The following is a 21,146-nucleotide window of genomic DNA, read 5'->3' on the forward strand; positions in this document are numbered from 1 at the left end:
AATAATTTTAGCCCTAATCACCGACTTATTTCTTGTTTACCAAGTCCATTAGATCAACATCATTGCCCAAAAGAACCTCTGTGGGGTTTATCCTTCCTTTTAGCGGTCCGTTTTCCAACTTTAAAACCCCTCTTGGGCAAACTGCGGAACAAATACCGCAACCTACGCAGCTAGATCTAATTATATTTTCTCCTTTTTGGGCGTAGGCCCTAACATCTATACCCTGTTCGCAATAAGTAGAGCAATTACCGCAGGAAATGCATTGACCTCCATTGGTGGTAATCCTAAAGCGCGACTTAAACCGCTGAACAAACCCCAAATAAGCCGCTAAGGGGCAGCCAAATCTACACCATACCCTATTTCCAAAAATTGGATAGAACCCGGTACCGATTACTCCGGCGAAAAAGGCACCAATCAACAGACTATAGGCACTTTGTACACTCTGCGTTTTTAAACCCAAGACCGTACTGGACTCCGTAAAGAAACTGTAGAGCGTCATCAAGGTCATTCCCACCGCAAAGACCAATACACTGTGCACCAACCACCTTTCCACTTTCCATGAAAATAAGGATTTGCTGGAATGCTGTCTATAGGGATCACCCAAGGTCTCTGCCAATCCGCCACAGCCACAGACCCAGGAACAATACCATCGTTTCCCAAAAAAGTAGACCATAACGGGCACGATCACCAAAGTAAGTACAATGCCCCAAACCAGAATAAAGAGACCTATTCCACCACTGTTCAACAAGGACTTTAGATTCCATTGGAAAAAGAAATCGTAATCTAAAGGAAAGGCATTCTTAAAATCGTAATACGGCATCTGAAGGCGCACCATTATTTCCGGAATCAGAAAGGCAAAGACAATTTGAAAGAACAATACAGATGTAGTCCGCACCATTTGGTACATATTATGCCTGTATTTAATATACATTCTAACAGCCATAACAGTCATTACGGTACAATACATAAATCCGTAAACAAACCAATGTCCAGCAGCATTTCCACTTAAAAATTCACTGATCGGGTCTACGAGATACGTCCAATTTACCGCATATTCGGAACGAAAGTACAGCACCAAATAAAAGGAAACCAAAAAAACGAAGACCATCCAGGCAATCCATCCCCTATTGGTGGCATTCTCATGGTAGATGCCATTATTTTTAATTCCTTTTTGGCCCAACAAAACTACATCGGGAATAATAAAAAGTAGTGCTCCCAATATTCCCAAGCCAAAGGTCAGGAACCACATTAGCCCCTTGTTTTCCACTATAAAACCTCTGCCAGAGACTTTGCCCACTGCTGCAGCCATGTCATGCGGACCAGTATAGATGACCTTTTTGTACTCCATATTCTTTCTATGTTGGGTATTGGCAGTCTCAAGTGCACTGGTGATTTTAGGTGATAGGGAATGCATACCGCTGAACTCCTTGCCCACCACATTTTTCTCCATTTCCTGAATGAAAATTTCACTGGAAATGCCCTTTTCCTGTAGTACTTTATCGAATGTTGCGGAGCTTAATTCAAACTGACCAACGAATGGAAGAATTGTAAATATGATTAGACCGATTAGAAAAATGAAGAGCCCGATTTTTTTTATTATTTGCATCTTAAAATCTTATACGTTGCTAAAAATTCGTTTCCAACTTTTCTTTTTGGGGGTAATGTTCGTACCAAACTCGACGTTATAATGGGATATAATGGCTTTCTCGTATTGGGCGTAAAATTCCGGATCAAAATTGGCATCCCTCAGATATTCCATTACGTAGTCCATTGTTCTTTCCTCTGTAAGCCATCGATCTAAAATTTCATGGCGCATCCTAATTCCGAAGGTATTGATACCCAAGAGCTGTTTGGTGTCCTTATGAAAGGCAATGGTAACACATATTTTTTCCTTTGGATGACGCCAATGAAAATGCTGTTCATGGTCCTTTTTGGACCTATCACTAAACACCCATCCATAGGTTTGATATTCTATATCCAAAAACTTTGCGGAATTAAACCAATGGCCTGGTTTATAAGCCCTTTTCCTGCCACATATGGTCTGTGCCAAAGCCTCGCCCATCATTCTACCCGTATACCATACGGCCTCTACCGGCCTACGATTGCCAATAGCCTCATGTTGCTCCGCGCAATCCCCAATAGCATATATATCAGCTATATTGGTTTCCAAAAAGTTATTGACCTTAACCCCTTTGCCCAGTTCGATTCCAGAGCCCTCCAAAAAATCGATATTTGGGGTAACGCCAGCTGTTAACCCTACCACATTACATGGGATAGTTTCACCTTTATCAGTAACTACGGCCTTTGCCCATCCATCTTCATCCGCAACAATTTCCTTGAGATTAGTATCCAATTTTAGGTCAATGTGATGCTCCAAAATGTGCTCATTGATCATTTGCGATTCACCTGAGGGCAGGACACCATCCCAAAAACTCTTTTCACGCACCAAAAAAGTCACTGGAATATCCCTGCTTCTGAGCATTTCCGCCAACTCTATTCCTATTAACCCTCCACCAACGATTACCGCTCTTTTACAAACTTCCTTATTGGGCGCATTGGCTTCCAGCAGTTCCAAATCCTGTTTGGAATACAAGCCTTGGACTCCTTTCAAATCCTGGCCGGGCCATCCAAATTTATTGGATTTGGAACCAGTAGCTATTATCAGTTTATCGTATCCAATTTCCTCGGAACCCTTTAACAGCAATCTTTTATTGGCCGTATCCACCTTAGTAACATAACCGTTGACCAAATCCAATCTGTTTTTCTTCCAGAACCAATTCTCGTACGGCTGTGTATGCTCAAACTTCATATGCCCCATATAAACATACATTAATGCTGTTCTCGAGAAAAAATACTTGCTCTCTGGGGAAATAATGGTGATTTTTTTGCCGGAAAGCTTTCGAATATGGCGTGCTGCCGTAATACCCGAAATTCCATTACCAATAATAACAATGTGTTCCATAGGTCTTTGGTTGTTGCGTAATCTGTCGCACCTAAAGATAATAACTTAATGGTTTGACTCTAATTTAGATTTATTTAACACAATTAAGGCTCCATGGCCACAGGCAGAAAATGAAAGATACACCCAGAAATTGGCTATATGGGATTTACAAATTTATCTGCAGCCCGGATACTGCAAATTAATTATAGTCTTGAAGAATAAATTACTTGTTTGCTTTTTCCAGTGTAAAGGAAAATTCAGATCCTATATCGAGGACGCTTTCCACATAAATTTTTTCGTTATGTGCCTCTATAATATGTTTTACAATTGCCAAGCCCAAGCCAGACCCGCCTTCTGCCCTACTTCCACTTTTATCGACCCTATAAAACCTTTCGAAAATACGGGCGAGGTTTTGTTTGGAAATACCCTCCCCATTGTCGGTCACCCGAATTATGACCTTATTTTTAATCAAGTTCTCCACACTTACCTCAGTGGTACCGTTCTGCTGTCCATATTTAATGGAATTAACCAGCAAATTGGTGATTACCTGTTGTATTTTTTCCTTATCCCCCTTAACATAGATTGGATTTTTATAATCCATATCAAAGGTTAAGGTAATGTTCTTCTTTGCAGCCTTCATTTCCAAAAGATCAAAAACATTCTGGAAAAGTTCCAGAATATTAAAATCCTCTATCTCCAAATTCAGGTCCCCTACTTCCAATTTGGTAATTAGATCCAGATCCTTAACAATATAAATAAGTCGCTCCACACCCTTACCGGCCCGTTGAAGATACTTTTTTCTTAGACTTTTATCATCCATGGCACCATCCAACAAAGTTAGAATGTAACCTTGTACCGTAAACAATGGTGTTTTTAATTCATGGGAAACGTTACCCAAAAAGTCTTTTCTGTATTCCTCACGGATCTTTAAGGTGTCTATTTCAATCTTTTTATCCTTGGCAAACTTTTCTATTTCATCTGTCAAGGTTCGCATATCTGTAGTAATGGTCTTGGATGCCAAAGAGGTGGACTCCAGTAGAGCAACATCGTTGTATATACGCTCAATTTTACGGTAGATAAATTTTTCTACCCTCAACTGTACTACGAAAAATGATAAAAGGGAGGAAGTTAAGGCAACAACAACCAAAAGTGACCAATCCATAGCACCTCTATTCCACAAAAATACCCCTAAAACTAAGCTTAGTAGAAACGAAATTAGAATTGCGGAACGAAGGGCAAATCGATATGATTTTTTTATCCTCGTGGTCATTATAATACAAACTTATACCCTACCCCTTTTACAGTTTTAAAGTGATCATCCCCAATTTTTTCGCGAAGCTTTCTAATATGGACATCGATGGTTCTACCCCCCACAACTACCTCATTGCCCCAAACTTTATCCAAGATTACCTCTCTTTTAAATACTTTATTTGGCTTGGAGGTCAATAGTGCCAATAGCTCAAACTCTTTTCTAGGAAGAACAATTTCCTCACCTTTATTAATGATTTTGTACTCCTCCCTATTTATAACTATTTCACCTACCTTAAAGATATCCTCTACCTCCTGTTCCTCGTTCTTTAGTCTTCTTAGCAGAGCCTTTACTTTGCTGACCAAAACCTTTGGCTTAATAGGCTTTGTAATGTAATCATCAGCACCCGCATCAAATCCTGCCATTTGCGAATAGTCCTCGCCCCTTGCAGTTAGAAAGGTAATTAAAGTATCCTCCAAGCCTTCGGTTCTGCGAATGATCTCGCAGGCTTCAATACCGTCCATTTCGGGCATCATTACGTCTAAAATAATCAAGTGGGGCTTTTTCTTTTTTGCCTTGGCAACACCTTCCATACCATTTTTGGCGGTAATTACTTCATACCCCTCAGCAGATAAATTATAACCTACAATTTCCAGAATATCCGGTTCATCATCAACCAAAAGTATCTTAATGTCCTTTTTTTTCATGCCTTAATTTTTATGGTCTTTAAGTGGTCAGCTGTAACCAGTGTCTGAATTGGAAGTGATGCTACAATTAAAAATACGCAATTCCAATACAATTTATGATCATTTACAACATGCCCGCCAAACCTTAATATTTATTGGTTTTCCGAGCCAAAAGTAAAGATAATACTATTACATGAAACCTCTTAACATGGATTTAATATAGTAACCTTTAAATAACATTAAGCCAACAAACTATTAATCTGAGGGTAACAGGACTTTTACAGTTAGGTAATTAATTTGCCATGTTTAAATATAACAAGTGAACTCAAAAATGAAACCAAAAAATTCAGTTGAAATGAAAAAACTTTTATTATCCGCATTGGCCATAAGCGCATTGGCTTTTACATCTTGTACTAACGATGACGAACCGCCAATAGCCGATGTTGTTGCTACCTGTAATGACGGAATTCAAAACCAAGGAGAATCTGGTGTCGACTGTGGAGGACCTAACTGTCAGCCATGTACTGTAGCCACTGCAACATGTGAAGATGGTATTCAAAATGGAGATGAGACAGGAGTGGACGTAGGTGGTTCCTGTGCCGAAATCATTACGATTTCCGGAGAAATAAGCGCCGACACAACATGGTCTGCAGACAATATATATGTATTGGCAGGAAAAGTTGTTGTTGGCGTTGGAAAAACATTGACCATTGAGCCAGGTACCATTATAAAAGGTAAGCCAGGTTCAGGATCTTTGGCATCTGCACTAATTGTACAAAGAGGGTCCACCATTATGGCCAACGGTACTGCTGCTAAGCCAATTATATTTACTGCCGAGGCCGATAACATAGGTGTTGGACAGACAGCTGGAACCAATTTGGACCATAATCAAAGAGGACTTTGGGGCGGACTAATTGTTTTGGGAAGAGCTACCGGGTCTTTTAAAGGTGATGTTACCCAAGTACAGATCGAAGGAATTCCTGCCGATGATACTTTTGGACTTTACGGTCCTGGAGATGCTTTGAACGATGCTGATAGCTCAGGAGAATTGGAGTATATCTCCATACGTCATGGAGGTGCCTTGATCGGTGAAGGTAACGAGATCAACGGCCTTACTTTAGGTTCTGTGGGAAGTGGCACTAAGATAGAAAACATTGAAGTTGTTGCCAATGTTGATGATGGTATAGAATTTTTTGGAGGAACTGTAAACACAAAGAATCTATTGGTATGGGCTCAAGGTGACGATGCTTTGGATATTGATCAAGCCTATTCTGGAACTATAGACAATGCTGTAGTAATTTCAGGTGAAGCTTCTGATCATGCTTTTGAAATAGATGGTCCAGAAGGTTCCATAACAGGTTCTTTCACCCTTCAGAACGCAACTATTTTTGGGAGCGCAACAGCCGCTGATGGTGAATATGCAGATTATAGAAGTAATGCCATGGGAACTACCAAAAACATCTACGCCCTTGGATTCCAAGATGGAAAAGATGTGGAATTGGACGCCAATGATGTAGCCCAAAACTTCTTGGATGGCAAATTGACATTCGAAGCTTGGCAAGTTGTAGGCTTTAACAACAGTATTTTCGCTGAAAAAGTTAAAAAGGATGACGCTGGAAACGATGTGGAATCAAAAATAATCTTAACTCCTACATTTACCGAAAGAGCTGCTGACTGGACCACCCAAGTTACCGCTGGTGCCCAAACGGTAGGTGCAGACCTTACCGTATTTTCCTGGACATATGCAAGTGCTAAATCGGGTTTAGGTTTCTAAGAGAAACAATACACCCCTTTAAAATAACAACCGTGCTCGCCCAAATTTAATGGCGGGCATTTGGTTTATTACGATTTAACTATCAATTACTTATGAAATATTCACTTAGACTTTCAACTTTCACTTTTTTTATTTTTCAACTCATTTTTTCACAAACTGGCGAGGTAACGGGATCACTAATCGATGCCGATTTTCAAGACCCTGTACCCTTTGCCAATATTTTAGTCAAAGGCACCACCATAGGTACCACCTCTGATTTTGATGGTAATTACAAACTAAGCCTTGAAGAAGGCACCCACACCCTTTCTTTTTCTTTCCTAGGTTACAAAACCGTGGAAATTACCAATGTGGTCATTAAGGCCAACGAGGTAACCAATGTAAACGTTACTATGGAAACCCTGGCCGAAGGCCTAGACGAAGTAGTGATAACCGTAAGCGTTAAAAAGAATACGGAAACAGCTGTATTGGGTATACAAAAAAAAGCCGTTAACCTTTTGGACGGACTATCTGCCGAAGCCTTCAAAAAAACGGGCTCAAGTGATGTGGCCAGTGCCATAAAATCTGTACCTGGAGTATCTGTCCAAGGCGGTAAATATGTCTATGTTAGGGGACTAGGGGATCGCTATACCAAATCTATTTTGAACGGAGTGGATATACCAGGTCTGGATCCAGATAGGAATACTATTCAGTTGGATATTTTTCCCACCAATATCATAGACAATATCTTGGTCCTTAAATCTGCGTCTGCAGATCTACCCGCCGATTTTACAGGTGGTATTGTAAACATTGTAACCAAGGATTACCCCACTAAAAAAGAACACAGTATTTCCTTAAGTGGTAATTATAATCCGGACATGCACTTTAATGAAAACTATTTGGACTACAAAGGCAGTTCCACAGATTTCCTAGGTTTTGACAATGGTAACCGCGCTGTTCCCATTAACCGCAATCAGGATATCCCCAACACTTTTGAGTACAATCCTTTATTAACGGCCATTACCAAAAAGTTTAATCCTGTGTTATCGGCCATGAAGGCAAATAGTGCCATGGACTACAGCTTTGGATTCACAACGGGCAACCAATACAATGTGGGTGAAGGTGAAAACAGATTGGGGTTTTTAGCCTCTGTTTCATATAAAAACAGCACCACTTTCTACGAAGGTGCGGAGAACAACTTCTACAGAAGAAATTCTGACACTTCCGTTTTTGAATTGGAAACCGACAGGACCCAAACTGGGGATTTGGGTAGAAATAATGTTTTGGTAAGTGGGTTATTGGGTACTTCTTTCAAGACCGAAAAATCCAAATACAAACTAAATATCCTTCACCTACAGAACGGGGAATCTACGGCAGGTTATTTTAGCCAAACCCTTAACTTTTCGGATTTTGTAAATTTCTCCAAAGACAACCTGGAATATACCCAACGGGCCATCACCAACGCATTGCTTAGTGGAATACATTCCAGCGAAGATGCCTCATGGACAACGGAATGGGCACTTTCTCCTACCCTATCCAAAATTCAGGACAAAGACATTAGAACAACTTCTTTCAGGGTAGAGGACGGAGTATATTCAATTCCACAGAACAACCAGCCAAAAAGGATCTGGAGAGATTTGGAAGAGATCAATGCCGTTGCAAAACTAGATCTTACCAAAAAATATGACTTCTTGGAAAAAGATGCCAAATTAAAATTTGGTGCCTATAGCTCTTACAAGACCAGAGATTTTAGCATTTTAAACTTTGAAATAGAGAACAATGCCCAAACCACTAAATTCAATGGTGTTGCAGACAACATCCTCTTGGATGAAAACCTGTGGACAGTTAACAACAACTCTGGCTCCTATATTGATCCGGACATCTCTATAGCAGAACCAGCCAATACCTTTGAAGCAGTACAACAAAATATTGCAGGTTACGTATCCAATGAATTTAAATTGGGTGAAAAATTACGCACCATACTTGGTTTGAGGATTGAAAAGTTCGAATCCCGATATACCGGGGAAGACAATAAGGATATTAATGACCCTCAAAAGGTTACTTATGACAACGAAACCATTATAGATAAGTTAGACCTTTTCCCCACAGCCAATTTAATCTATGAACTAACAGAAGATGTGAATTTAAGGGGGTCTTTTTCCAGGACAACGGCAAGACCTTCCTTTAAGGAAGCTTCCATTGCCAAGATTTTTGATCCTTTATCCAACAATACCTTCATTGGTAATATTGATTTGGACCCAACCTACATTAACAATTTCGATTTTAGGGTGGAATGGTTTGGTGAAAGTGCAGAGATGATCGCATTGAGCAGCTTTTATAAAAAATTCACCGACCCCATTGAACTTACGTACTTTGAGTCTTCTTCGGACAACTTCACCCCTCAAAACTTGGGTGATGCCGACGTAGTTGGATTGGAGTTCGAATTAAGGAAAAATTTAGGTTTCATAGCGCCACCCCTTCAGAATTTTAGCTTTAATGTAAATACCTCAATCATAAAATCGACCCAAATCTATAGCGAAAGTGAGCGTAACCTAAGAACGCTTGGACTTAGGGATGGTGAAACCTTGGGCAATGATAGGGAGTTGCAGGGACAGTCTCCTTTCCTTATCAATTCCGGTTTAAATTATGAGGGAGCCGAAAACGGCATCCAAATGGGCATGAACTACAATGTACAGGGAAAAACATTGCAGGTGGTTGGTAACGGTTTTGTACCGGATGTATATACCATGCCTTTTCACAATTTAAACTTTAACTTCTCCAAGAGTTTTGGCGAAAACCAAAATCAGACCGTAAGTTTTAAAATAAGCAATCTTTTGGACGATGATGTTGAAAGCGAGTATGAATCCTACAGGGCTCAAAATCAGACCTTCTCAAAAAGAAGTCCTGGTAGGTCATTCTCCTTAGGATATAATATAAAATTCTAGAAACTTTTTTTATCTTAATAAAAAAGAGGCCGAATTCTTTGTTTCTTAACATAGAACTTGGCCTCTTTTTGCATTTCATCGAATATTCTCGTATAAAATTAGATGCCACTAACGTGCTGCGCTTAAAATTATTACATTTACGGTATATTATTTGTTGTTAAGTGTCTATGAAGCAACTCTACCTAGTTATAGCCTTACTTTTTATCTCAATTTCCTATGGACAGGATCCCAAAGGAAATAGTGGAGGTGGCGATATACCCGGTTTTAAGATATACCCCAATCCAGTTACCAATGGAAGGGTATATATTAGCACTTCCCAAAACGCCCCAAAACAAATACTAATTTTCGATATTTTTGGCTCTCAAGTTTTGGAGACCACAATTATTGGTTCTGAATTAAATGTCAATGATTTGGTTGCTGGGGTCTATATGCTAAGGGTTAACGAAAAAAACAAAGTAGCCACGCGTAAACTGATTATAAAATAGTACTTCCCAACTTTTTCTACATTTCCGACTCTTATAATTATCTCATTTTTAGGCTTTAGTATTGTTGTGCAATACTTAAAATTAGGATTCACATACAAAAACTAGGCGTTCACAACATTTAATATCTCCAGCTGCCCTATTTTGCTACATTTACTGTATTGATCCCAAATCAATACTAACCTATGAAAATATTTTACACCCTACTGTTCATGGTATTTTCTATTGCTGTTTCTGCACAGGAATTTATTGAAGAACCTGTGGACAGAACCGCCCAGCCCAATACATTTAAGTTATATCCCAATCCGGCCTATCAGGAGGTAGTTTATATTACCACCAAACTTAACGGAGTAAAGGATGTCGTAATCTATGATGTTTTTGGTACCATAGCCTTACAGGACCGTATTAAGACCAGTCTTTTAAATATATCCAAACTAGCACCCGGGGTATACGTTCTGCAAATCACCGAAAACCGAATAACGATGACCAGAAAGTTGGTGGTGAAATAAGCCATCTTGGTTGCACATATACTTTTCCGAACATAGCACTGTAACAAATTTTTCCCTATTTTTCTTACGCGGCCAATGGCAGGTATGCCTTGTTACATTCCAAAGTACTTATTTACCCATTATCAATTCTCAATAAAACCATAAAATAGGTTTTCCACTCTGCTGTTATCATTACTTTTGTGATTGTAAATTAGAATATGCCTGTAGACACTATTTTTAATATTTCCACCGAAGAAGAGTTCAAGGCCATGGCCTTGAAAACTTTTGGGATCCAGTATCATGGGAATTTAGTCTATCAGGAGTTTTGCAGGCACTTGGGAAAAGATGAATCCAATGTGAAAAGCATTGCAGATATCCCTTTTCTCCCGATAGAATTTTTTAAAACCAAAAAAGTAATTACGGGCTCCTTTAATCCCCAAATTATATTTACCAGTAGTGGCACCACAGGTAGCGAAGTAAGCAAGCATTATGTCCGCAATACGGGACTATATGAAAATAGCTACCTAACTGCCTTTAAGCAGTTTTACGGCAACATAGAGGACTATTGTATACTGGCCTTATTACCTTCCTATCTGGAAAGAGAGGGTTCTTCCTTAATATATATGGCCAATGATCTGATCATTAAAAGCACCCATCCGGACAGTGGCTTTTATTTGGATGATATTGATCGTTTGCAGAAGACGTTAACAAGATTGGATGGCAGCAGCACAAAAATACTTCTTCTAGGAGTTTCTTTTGCCCTTTTGGACATGGCGGAAGCGTACCAATTAATCCTCAAGAATACCGTAATTATGGAAACTGGAGGTATGAAAGGACGAAAAAAGGAATTGATTCGCGAGGAATTGCACCACCTTCTAAAAACCGGTTTTGGAGTACCTAATATCCATTCCGAATACGGGATGACAGAGCTGTTGTCCCAAGCCTATTCACAGGGGAATGGTCGTTTCTTTGCCCCTAAGTGGATGAAAGTCATGACGCGCGAAACCGAAGACCCTTTAACTTTACAGGAAGTGGGGAAAACGGGTGGTGTAAATGTCATTGATCTGGCCAATATACACTCCTGCTCCTTTATTGCCACCCAGGATTTGGGCAAGGTATATAACGACGGTAGTTTCGAAATACTCGGTAGGTTTGACCATTCCGATATTAGAGGCTGTAATTTAATGGTATTATAATCCCAAAATCTTAGCGTCCACAAAAAAGGTAGTAGCTATATCAATTTCATAATCCGTAGATAAAAACTCATCGGTAACTGTTTTAAGCCTTAGAGTGTAGGTATCCTTTTTTATATATTCCTTCAGATCCTCTGTAGTGGTCACCAATTCCAACTGTTCTCCAGGATTAGCGGACACTTCCTCGTTCCAAGCTATTTTGATCTCAGGTAAATCTTCAGCCGACATGTAAATAATAATAGATTCCAAGAAACTAAAGTCTTCCCCTTCCGGAGAATTAACGGTCATCACCAATTTCCTTAGGACAATTTCCTCTATCAAATCCTTTCTGGTATCGTTTACTTCAAACTCGGCAGTTGAGTTGGTCTCGGTCTCTGGGGTAAAAACGTCAAATGGCAGATCCACTCCTGACGAGGAGGGAATTACTACTGTTTGATTAAAATCCATCTCAAATTTCGTCAGCTCATCCAACAATTTCTCGCAAGAAACAAAAACACCTACAAGGGCAAAAATCAATAAAAACTTCTTCATGGGGACATATTTTATTAGGCTAACGGATATCCCTTAATTTTATTGGACAAAAACGGGCAAAAAAATAAAATGGCCATCTTGGAAAAGAAAGTACAGGGTGTTCTACTATATAATTCCAATTTCTACATTACAGTTTAACTGGGCTTTACTACACTACCGCCCCTAACAAGAATAATCTTATAGTTAAAAAATTAGAGTCCTACAAATAACATCTGGTAGTTTATCGAAAAAATTATGTTAAAATTAAAAATTTATTTTATCTTAAAAGCTCTAAGAACACGCCATTGTTCAAACTTATATGCCCCTTTGTTATGTGCTGTACGTTTGGTTTTTCCCAGAGTATCAATTTTGACCAAGTGGGCAATGAAAAATGGGTGCGGTACAATGGAGGGATTGCCGCAAATACGGTCTACTATGACGGTACGGCCAACCGACAGGATTTTACCTATTATTTATCGGGTAATCTTAATTTCAATATAGCCGGACTTTATAATATTCCGCTTTTGTTCACCTACTCCAATCAAAATTTCAATTTTCCAAACCCTTTTAAATTCAATCGATTAAGTCTTCATCCTTCCTACAAATGGGCTACCGCACATATTGGAGATGTTAGTATGACCTTCTCCCCTTACACCCTTAGCGGACACCAGTTTAGCGGGGGTGGGTTCGAGTTGAATCCTGAGGGGAAATTCCAGATCAGCGCCATGTACGGTCGCTTCCTGAAAGCAACGGAGTACAATCCTGAAGAACCGAGAGCGCTTACAGCTTATAAGCGCATAGGTTACGGAATAAAAACGGCCTATGATTTCGATTTTATGAAATTGGGAATTATCCTTTTTAAGGCCACCGATGATGAAAATTCCTTGGAAAATCCTTTCCCTGTAGAACTGGGACTTTCCCCTAAGGACAATGCAGTTCTTTCGTTTGAATCGGAATTTCGATTGTTGGACAAGGCCCAAATAAAAATTGAATATGCCATTTCCGGAGTTACCGAAGATGCTAGGCTAACTGATGCTCCTGCCTCCAACGGTCTGCTTTCTTTTATGCTCAATGAAAATATAAGTACAAATTATTACAACGCCTTAAATGCTTCTTTTTCCTATCCTGCCGGCCACGGTACTGTGGGCGCTGGTTACGAACGTATAGACCCGGAATATAAGACGCTGGGCGCTTACTACTTTAATAATGATTTGGAGAACATTACCCTTAATGCAATTCAGGCCCTCTTTAGTAACAAGGTAAACCTCAGTGTAAATGCAGGAATACAACAAGACAATCTGGATAATGCCAAGACATCGGACCAACAGCGTATTGTAAGTGCCATAAATCTTAATTATACGGCATCGGAACGTTTGGGCATCAATGCGGGATACTCCAACTTTCAATCCTACACCAACATTCGGGACCAATTCGATTATATCAACCAAGTTGGGGAATTCGATAATATAGACACCCTAAATTATAGACAGATCTCGCAAAATGCCAATCTCGGCTTAAATTATATACTAAAAAAGACGGAGAACAAACAGCATAGTACCAACCTGAATTTGGTGTACCAAAATTCCAATAACCAACAAGAGGGTGAAAACATAGAAGGAGGCAGTAATGCCTTTTATAACGGTGTGGCAGGGTATACTCTTGGTTACCCCAAACAAAACCTGACCGTTACCTTAGCCGCTAACACCTCCTACAATACAATTGGTGAAACAGACAATAGCCTTACCTTGGGCCCAACATTGGCGATAGGGAAACAATTCTTTGACAAACAACTCCGCACCCATCTTACTACCTCCTACAATACTTCCTATGCCAATGGCCTGCAGCAAAATAATATATACAATTTTAGATTGGGCAGTAATTATGCCCTTTTGAAAAAACATAACCTCAGCCTAAATTTCTTGGCACTTTTTCGCAATTCCACTTTAAATACGGGACGCGACCTAACCGTAACCTTTGGTTATAGTTATGCCTTTGATAACTTCAAACTGAATTTGGAGCCTGGAGAGCGCACCCCTCGGGCTAACCCACTTGGTATCAGCGAAAACATCTTAAGTTTCCGCTACAGAAATGTCACCTATAGTGGTACAATTCCAGAGTTGAACCGACAACTGACTACAGTTTTCCAAAGTTCTCAATTTGAGGATATCCCACAATTCAAAAAAAATGAACTAACGCTTTTATTGGCTTTGGTGAAAGATCAAAAACAAGAGCAGCCTTATAAAGAAAATGCTATTACCTTTTTAAAAGAACTTTACTCTTTTGAAGATTTCTTGGCCACGTATAATGATGCCTTATTTGCCGTTATACAAAAAATTAAGTTTGATATGCGCAAAATAGACCTCACCTTGGAAAATAGCTTTGTAGAGACCAAATTGAAAGTGGACGAACACCCGTTGAACAAAAAAGATAGAGAAATAGAGGCCACCGAGGAAGAAAAATCGACTCTTAAGGCCCTTTTGGCAGAACGGGAAGAGCGCTTACAAAAATTAGTTGGCCACCGCTGGATGCAGGGAATTTTCATGGAATTCAATTCTATTGATGTTGTTCTAGAACCAGCTGGATATCTAAAAGATTTTAAACAAATGGCATCGGTAAAATCATTCGAGATATTTGATAATAGCCAAGATGTGGATGAATTGGAAGATTATTTAGAAAATGAGATTATTGATTTTTATTACAAAAAATCCTTGGGCCTTGTAAATCCTGATGATTTTGAATTGAATTATATTAACAAAAACTGAGGCCCCTACCCCCCTAAAGGCCAGAAATTTATTATCCAACCGGATATTAATATTGTATGGCAAAACTATTACGGCTGTATGTTTTTATTTTTTCCGTTTTTAAAGGGAACTTTTCCTTTAAAAGGTGGTGTGCGGACATATGGCATCCATTACATATTTCTTTTGCCAATAATAATTCCTTTAACTCTTTTAAAGTTTCAACTATAAGATGTAGTGGATTTGGGAGGGTTTTCTTGTGGCTTCTGCTAACGGCTAACTGTTTACTTGCTAGTGCCCAATCCTTTCCTGTACAATTAATTCCCCAGGTTACCCCGCCTCCACCCATACACTTTTCGCAATATGCCGATGCCAGTACAACAAACAGCCCATTACGGCTTCAAATTATACTGAACGATTTAGAAATCAACAATCGTGAAATACGGCTAAAGGCCTATTTTCAAGGAAATGGAATTTCGTTCCAGAGCAATGATGTAGTAGTTGGCTCAAGTCCCTTGTTTTTAGAAGGCGGTGTTCCCTTGGTATTGACCAACGCAGAATTGGCTCAATATTTTCGCTTTGAAAATATCACGGGGATTTCACCCAATGTCTATGGACAAGCTATTCCCGAAGGAGCGTATCAGTTTTGTTATGAGGTGTATGATGTTCTTACCGGCAACCGACTTTCCCAAAAAAGCTGTGCCATAAGTGTAGTCTTCCAGAACGAACCTCCTTTTTTAATATCCCCAAGGAACAAGACCCTCGTTGCCGAGAACAATCCGCAAAACATTGTATTTCAATGGACACCCAGAAGTATTAACGTTAGCAATGTGGAATATGAGCTAAGCTTGGTAAAGATTTGGGACACCCAAATAGACCCACAAGCCGCTTTTTTAAGTTCCCCACCCGTATTTCAGACCACCACTACCTCCACCACTTATGTATATGGGCCGTCCGACCCTCTTTTACTATCTGGAAAAAACTATGCTTGGCGGATACAAGCAAAAGCCAAACAGGGTGCTGAAGAAATTGGACTATTTAAAAATCAGGGTTATAGCGAAATATTCTCCTTTAGCTATGCAGGGACATGCGATTTGCCCCTAGGAATAGGCCATGAAGTAAAAGGCAGCACCAATGCCAATATTTTTTGGGATGATTTTTCTACGGAGGTTCCAGAATATACTATACGTTATAGACAGAAAGGCAATACGAACGAGTGGTTCTTGAATAAAACCACTACCAACCAAACCACACTGTGGGATTTAAAGGCCGGTACTACCTACGAATACCAATTGCAAAAAAAATGTGTGGTTACAGGTAGCGAATGGAGTGTGACCAAGCAGTTCACCACCTTTTTAGCCGATAATGAAGCCAGTGTTTACCAATGTGGCATAACCCCCAATTTTAGCCTGACTAATAAAGACCCTCTTCCTAAATTAAGTACAGGAGAAAGTTTTGTCGCCGGTGATTTTCCAATACATGTTTTGGAGATAAGTGGTAGCAACGGCAGGTTTACTGGCAAGGGTTATGTGACTATTCCCTATCTCAACAGCATTAAGGTAGGTGTTGAATTCACCAATGTGCTCATCAATAACGATAAGCAAATGTCCGAGGGCACCGTGGTTACGGTCTATGACCCCAACTTAGCGAGTATTTTAGATGTGGATAATGTAGTGGAAACAGTGGATACCATAAGTGATTTAGTTGCCGAACCTTTCGAAGGAGATAATGACCTTGATGAAATGCGGGTCAACTTCATGATTCCAGGAGACAGTGTTGGAAATTACATTAAAATAAAAGACGGAATGGTGACCATAACCAATCCGGAAAATGGGGCCTCTATCTCGGAACTTATGGGTGATGACAAGGTAGTCGTTGATGGTGAAGGCCAAGTCTATCATATTGATGCCAGCGGCGAGATTAGAGATGGAGGTCAGATCGATTCGGGAGGTGCTGTAACCTCCAATAATGTGGAAGGCATAACCACAAACGGGCAACTGGAACGCTTGACAGCAAAGGATATCCAGATAAAATTCAAAGAAGTACTGGGGGAATATGGTTTTGACGAGATACCTAGTACCGCAAATGCCAGTATAAAAAAGGAATACACCACCATTCTAGATGCCGATGGTAATGATTACATTTTGGCACATCAGGCCGTTGAAAAAGGCCAGACAGCTTATGTTGATGCCATAATAGAACCAACAGGCAGCAACCAATATGTATTGGATAGTATTGTATTTAAAACAAAACAGGGTGAAAAAATCCCTGTTGAAATTAGAGGCAATAATACTATCCGGCTAACCCTCAAAGGTCGTTACACTTTCGAGAATGAAATCATCTATGCCGTAGTGCCCTCCAAAACGGACAGGACCAAACAGCTGACCGCCGGGACCTTTACCCTTTGGCATATGACGGACAGACCCGTAGATGTTGTTTTAGTTTCCGTGAGCGGAGGGAACGTGAACGGATTGGCAACCGAGGTAGCTAAAATCTTTAAAAAGGGAGTTGCAACGATTAACATAGAAACGCAGACCGCGAGTGCCGAACTAGACCTAGCAGTATTGGGAGATAATGCCCGTTTGGATATTGGCGATAGTGGTTGGCTTACCAATTACAATGCCGAACAACAAGCAGTCATTGCAGACCTCAAAAATAAAATCGATTACAATATTAATAAATACTATGTATTTGTTTTTGGTAGCGGAGTCAAACCTTCCGAACCTATAGGCGGATTTATGCCCTTACAACGACAGTTTGGTTTTGTATTTACCGGTAACGACAATCAAAATGCCGATGAAGAAGGTAAAAGGGAGCTGGCTAAAACTATAGCTCATGAAATTGGTCACGGGGTCTTTGCACTACAGCATCCTTTTGATCAATATGGAAAGGAGATCGAAGGCCAAACCGACTGGTTGATGGACTATGCCAACGGTTCGCGGCTCAGTCATATGGACTGGAAACAATTACACAATCCTGAGTTGAAGTTTTATGTTTTCCAAGATGATGAGGATGGGGATATTACCTCCTCAGATATAGCTTTCGAACACACCGATTTAATACAAATCGATAATGTTTCAAATAAGAATAACTCTTTAGTATATGTTTCCCCCGCTGGCATACCTGTTGCATTGCCTAAGGAGGCAATTCCTGCATTTTATAAAGTTAAAAGCAAACCTATAACGGCTTATGGAGTTTTAGCTAGTTTCTCAATTCCAGATGGGTCTGCTAAAGGAATTTATCTTGGATACAATCGAGAATCTGATTTTACAGGATATAAAAGGGCAAAGGAAGATGAGCCATATCAGTTTCCGGAACTTCCGGACAATAATAATATAATAGTAAGATCCATAGATAGTGGCTTGGGCTGCTCCCACTTATTGTTCGAAGGTAAATTTATTCCCATTGATATTAATAAAACGGGGACTGGGCCTCTTGTTACCAAATGGGATTTTGATGGGCCTGCAGATCTTTTAAAAATACAAGATCAAAACTACGAAACATGCCTTCGCAAAATTGATTATTCCTCATTTACAGAGTACATTTTTGGTTATTATAATTACTACGGTAGTGGTGGGTTTTTAAGATTGTCACATTCTACAAATGGGGATTTGGCATATATATACACCATTGTTGATGGTGAAAATGGTCAAGTTCAAACTTACCAGTATAACAAGGGCAATGGATTATGGCAATTGACAAAAGAACCCTTTTATGATGTGAATACCACCGAAGATCTTAAATATCTCTTCGGTATGCTTTATTCTTCCGAAGCTGGACATTTATTATTGGATACAGCAGGCATGACACCAGTAGCAGGTGAACTCTTTGATGCCATAAACGGAGCATGGTACACGTGGGAAGGGGACGGGCAAAATGCTGCTATCTCTTTTGCATCCACCATACCTTTTGTATATGTCACAAGTGTTAAAAACATTGGTAAAATAATAAAAATTGATACTGGAAACTATTCGTTATTGAAATTCTCCGACAGCGCGACCAAACAAATAGGAGAAATCATAAAAAAATTGGAATTTGATGAAACAGTATTTAAAGTTCTAGATACGGACTTAGCCAATATTGACTTTGCAAAGGCTGTTGCCAATAATCCCAAATTACTAGAGGCTTGGGAAGTATTGAGAAGGGTCAATGTGGATGACGCCATTAGAATTGGAAAAAACGGAGAACTCAAACTGCTGAGCAAATATCTTGATTATAACCTGGGAAAGAGTGTAGATAATATAGTCCAAGAAATTATGCATTCTGGAGGGTATTCCAAATGGGCTGAAATATTGGATAATCCCAGTTCCAACTTATCAATATTTCTAAATGACACTTTTGTTATTACACAAAGAACAGAGGTTATATCCAGTCAACTAACCTCTAAGTTCCCAAACCTGTCAATCGACGAATTGACTGCTATTAAAGTATATACAAGTGATATGTCGAGAAAGGGAGTTAAGATTCATTACGAACTAAATTCTCAATTAAGAGATGGAAAGTTGGACGATTATTACAAGGCATTAAATGAACTATTAAGTTCAGGATTATCTAAACTTTCCAACAGTTTTCATAATCAATTGTTTAGGGGCATTAGAGGAGTAGAAGTTAAAAACATTAACAACTGGAAAATAGGGGATAATATAATTTTTAAAGATTTTAAATCTACTTCAACAAGCGTTGAAATTGCAGCATATAGGTTCAGCTATCGCTATGGGTATGATGTTGTTTTGGAAATAATAAATGCAAATGGTTCTAACATATGCAAAATATCCTGTCTTCCAGGCGAAATGGAAGTATTATTGTTGAGTGGTCAAAACTTTAAGGTAATCAATATTGTTGACGATTTTCTTATTAATGATCCGTCATTCTCCCAAAAAAATCCCTTTACAAAAATAACTCTAAAACTAATAGACTAATGAAAGATAAACAAATATTAAAGTATATCGATTCTGTTATCATCAATTTAAAAAAACATTTAAGAAAAGAAATGGAAATTGCAAATGCCAGGGAGAAGGAAAAAATGAATATGAGACTTGAAATTGTGCAGGAAATCAGGAGAGCTTTCGATTGGGGATTGGCCGAGGAAGATAACAAACAATCAAATCGAATTCTTCAAATAGCTAAATATCGTGAAGAAAGTTTTGACGTCTCCCAGCCATTACACGAAATTAAATTATACTCAAAAATAAGAGAAGTAATCCCTTATATACAAGCTGCGAGTTATAAAATCAACGATGAGCAAAAACACCTCACAGAAGATTTACTCCTATTTTGCGAAAATCAAATGGAGATAATTGATGCATCTCCATATAAGAAGAAAATTATATTTCCTACTAAGTCAGAAATTAATGAGGCATTTAGGAGTTACAAAGAAATGATACAACCTAACAAAATACCCAGTTTAAAAGTTTATAAACAACCAGAAGTAAATCAAAAAATTGAAGAACTCTATCAGATGTTTTTGGAACTAGCCGATTAAGATAATTCCTTGCTAGCGCGAGCGTCACGCTCGTGCTATCAACAGTGAGAGGAAGGGTTCAAGGTTAAAAAAAATAGTAGTCAATAAAAAAGTGTGAGCAGAAAATACAAATTCCAAAACCCCTCTGCGGCCTACTTCGTAAGCTTCGCGACCGTGTATTGGATAGATGTGTTTACAAGACAGGTATATTTTTCAATATTGCAAGAGGCAATCGATCATTGTAGGACAAAAAAAGAGATGGAAGTCTTTGCCTATTGTTTTATGCCGAGTCATGTTCATTTAGTTTTTAGATCTGCGAATGATAATCCTTCGGGACTTTTAAGGGATTTTAAAGGTTTTACAGCGAGAAAAATAATTAAAGAGATCGAAGAAAACCCACAGGAAAGCAGAAAAGAGTGGCTACTTTGGATGATGGAGCGGGCAGGCAAGAAAAACAGCAATGTGAACAAAAGACAATTTTGGCAACAGCATAATAAACCAATTGAAATATGGAACGGAAAAGTAATTAAGCAAAAAATAGATTATATCCACAACAATCCCGTGGAACAAGGATTTGTTACGGACCCCGTGGATTGGAAATATAGTAGTGCACGGAACTATACGGATGATGATACCATTTTAAAAATAGATAATGAAGGTATGCATTTAGGGATGATGGAATTATGAAGGACGATGTTATAAA

The 21,146-nt window shown here is 39.1% G+C and carries 14 protein-coding genes; 9 read left to right on the plus strand and 5 right to left on the minus strand.

Features of this window, described 5'->3' with window-relative positions:
* Positions 1-25: 25 nt before the first annotated feature.
* The 4 genes from H4O18_RS01135 to H4O18_RS01150 all read right to left on the minus strand — a co-directional run bounded on the left by H4O18_RS01135 (position 26) and on the right by H4O18_RS01150 (position 4,897).
* Positions 26-1,606 (minus strand): 4Fe-4S binding protein, encoded by a 1,581-nt coding sequence (locus tag H4O18_RS01135; RefSeq protein ID WP_187581263.1) that lies wholly within the window; start codon positions 1,604-1,606, stop codon positions 26-28.
* A 9-nt stretch (positions 1,607-1,615) separates the two neighbouring features.
* Positions 1,616-2,962 (minus strand): NAD(P)/FAD-dependent oxidoreductase, encoded by a 1,347-nt coding sequence (locus H4O18_RS01140; RefSeq protein ID WP_187581264.1) that lies wholly within the window; start codon positions 2,960-2,962, stop codon positions 1,616-1,618.
* Between the two features lie 202 nt (positions 2,963-3,164).
* A complete protein-coding gene (locus H4O18_RS01145) occupies positions 3,165-4,103 on the minus strand; it encodes a sensor histidine kinase (protein WP_425489120.1) in 939 nt (312 codons plus the stop codon).
* Positions 4,104-4,210: 107 nt separating this feature from the next.
* The gene (locus tag H4O18_RS01150; protein WP_187581266.1) at positions 4,211-4,897 is read right to left on the minus strand and encodes a response regulator transcription factor; all 687 of its coding nucleotides are present in this window, start codon (positions 4,895-4,897) and stop codon (positions 4,211-4,213) included.
* A 334-nt stretch (positions 4,898-5,231) separates the two neighbouring features.
* Between H4O18_RS01150 and H4O18_RS01155 the strand changes: the two genes are divergently transcribed.
* The 5 genes from H4O18_RS01155 to H4O18_RS01175 all read left to right on the plus strand — a co-directional run bounded on the left by H4O18_RS01155 (position 5,232) and on the right by H4O18_RS01175 (position 11,737).
* On the plus strand, positions 5,232-6,650 hold the full coding sequence (locus H4O18_RS01155) for a hypothetical protein (RefSeq protein ID WP_187581267.1): 1,419 nt from the start codon (positions 5,232-5,234) through the stop codon (positions 6,648-6,650).
* 92 nt (positions 6,651-6,742) lie between these two features.
* Positions 6,743-9,571: a TonB-dependent receptor gene (locus H4O18_RS01160; protein ID WP_187581268.1), complete on the plus strand. Its 2,829-nt coding sequence runs from the start codon at positions 6,743-6,745 to the stop codon at positions 9,569-9,571.
* Between the two features lie 167 nt (positions 9,572-9,738).
* Positions 9,739-10,056: a T9SS type A sorting domain-containing protein gene (locus H4O18_RS01165; RefSeq protein ID WP_187581269.1), complete on the plus strand. Its 318-nt coding sequence runs from the start codon at positions 9,739-9,741 to the stop codon at positions 10,054-10,056.
* A 182-nt stretch (positions 10,057-10,238) separates the two neighbouring features.
* The gene (locus H4O18_RS01170) at positions 10,239-10,562 is read left to right on the plus strand and encodes a T9SS type A sorting domain-containing protein (RefSeq protein ID WP_187581270.1); all 324 of its coding nucleotides are present in this window, start codon (positions 10,239-10,241) and stop codon (positions 10,560-10,562) included.
* Between the two features lie 197 nt (positions 10,563-10,759).
* Positions 10,760-11,737, plus strand: coding sequence for a LuxE/PaaK family acyltransferase (locus tag H4O18_RS01175; protein ID WP_187581271.1), 978 nt, complete (start codon positions 10,760-10,762; stop codon positions 11,735-11,737).
* On the opposite strand, the gene H4O18_RS01180 is transcribed toward H4O18_RS01175, so the two are convergent.
* Positions 11,732-12,265 carry a hypothetical protein gene (locus H4O18_RS01180; protein ID WP_187581272.1) on the minus strand — a complete coding sequence of 178 codons (534 nt, stop codon included), beginning with the start codon at positions 12,263-12,265 and terminating at the stop codon, positions 11,732-11,734. The two genes, H4O18_RS01175 and H4O18_RS01180, sit on opposite strands and share 6 nt — an antisense overlap.
* Before the next feature lie 311 nt (positions 12,266-12,576).
* Between H4O18_RS01180 and H4O18_RS01185 the strand changes: the two genes are divergently transcribed.
* The 4 genes from H4O18_RS01185 (at position 12,577) to H4O18_RS01200 (ending at position 21,130) form a co-directional block, all read left to right on the plus strand.
* Positions 12,577-15,006 carry a TonB-dependent receptor gene (locus H4O18_RS01185; RefSeq protein ID WP_187581273.1) on the plus strand — a complete coding sequence of 810 codons (2,430 nt, stop codon included), beginning with the start codon at positions 12,577-12,579 and terminating at the stop codon, positions 15,004-15,006.
* 56 nt (positions 15,007-15,062) lie between these two features.
* Positions 15,063-19,901: an ADP-ribosyltransferase domain-containing protein gene (locus H4O18_RS01190; protein ID WP_187581274.1), complete on the plus strand. Its 4,839-nt coding sequence runs from the start codon at positions 15,063-15,065 to the stop codon at positions 19,899-19,901.
* On the plus strand, positions 19,901-20,464 hold the full coding sequence (locus H4O18_RS01195; protein ID WP_187581275.1) for a hypothetical protein: 564 nt from the start codon (positions 19,901-19,903) through the stop codon (positions 20,462-20,464). The genes H4O18_RS01190 and H4O18_RS01195 overlap by 1 nt, the downstream gene beginning before the upstream one ends.
* A gap of 93 nt (positions 20,465-20,557) precedes the next feature.
* On the plus strand, positions 20,558-21,130 hold the full coding sequence (locus H4O18_RS01200) for an REP-associated tyrosine transposase (RefSeq protein ID WP_187581276.1): 573 nt from the start codon (positions 20,558-20,560) through the stop codon (positions 21,128-21,130).
* Positions 21,131-21,146 lie beyond the last annotated feature (16 nt).

The sequence above is a fragment of the Arenibacter arenosicollis genome, from assembly GCF_014397245.1.
In the GTDB taxonomy this organism is placed as follows: domain Bacteria; phylum Bacteroidota; class Bacteroidia; order Flavobacteriales; family Flavobacteriaceae; genus Arenibacter; species Arenibacter arenosicollis.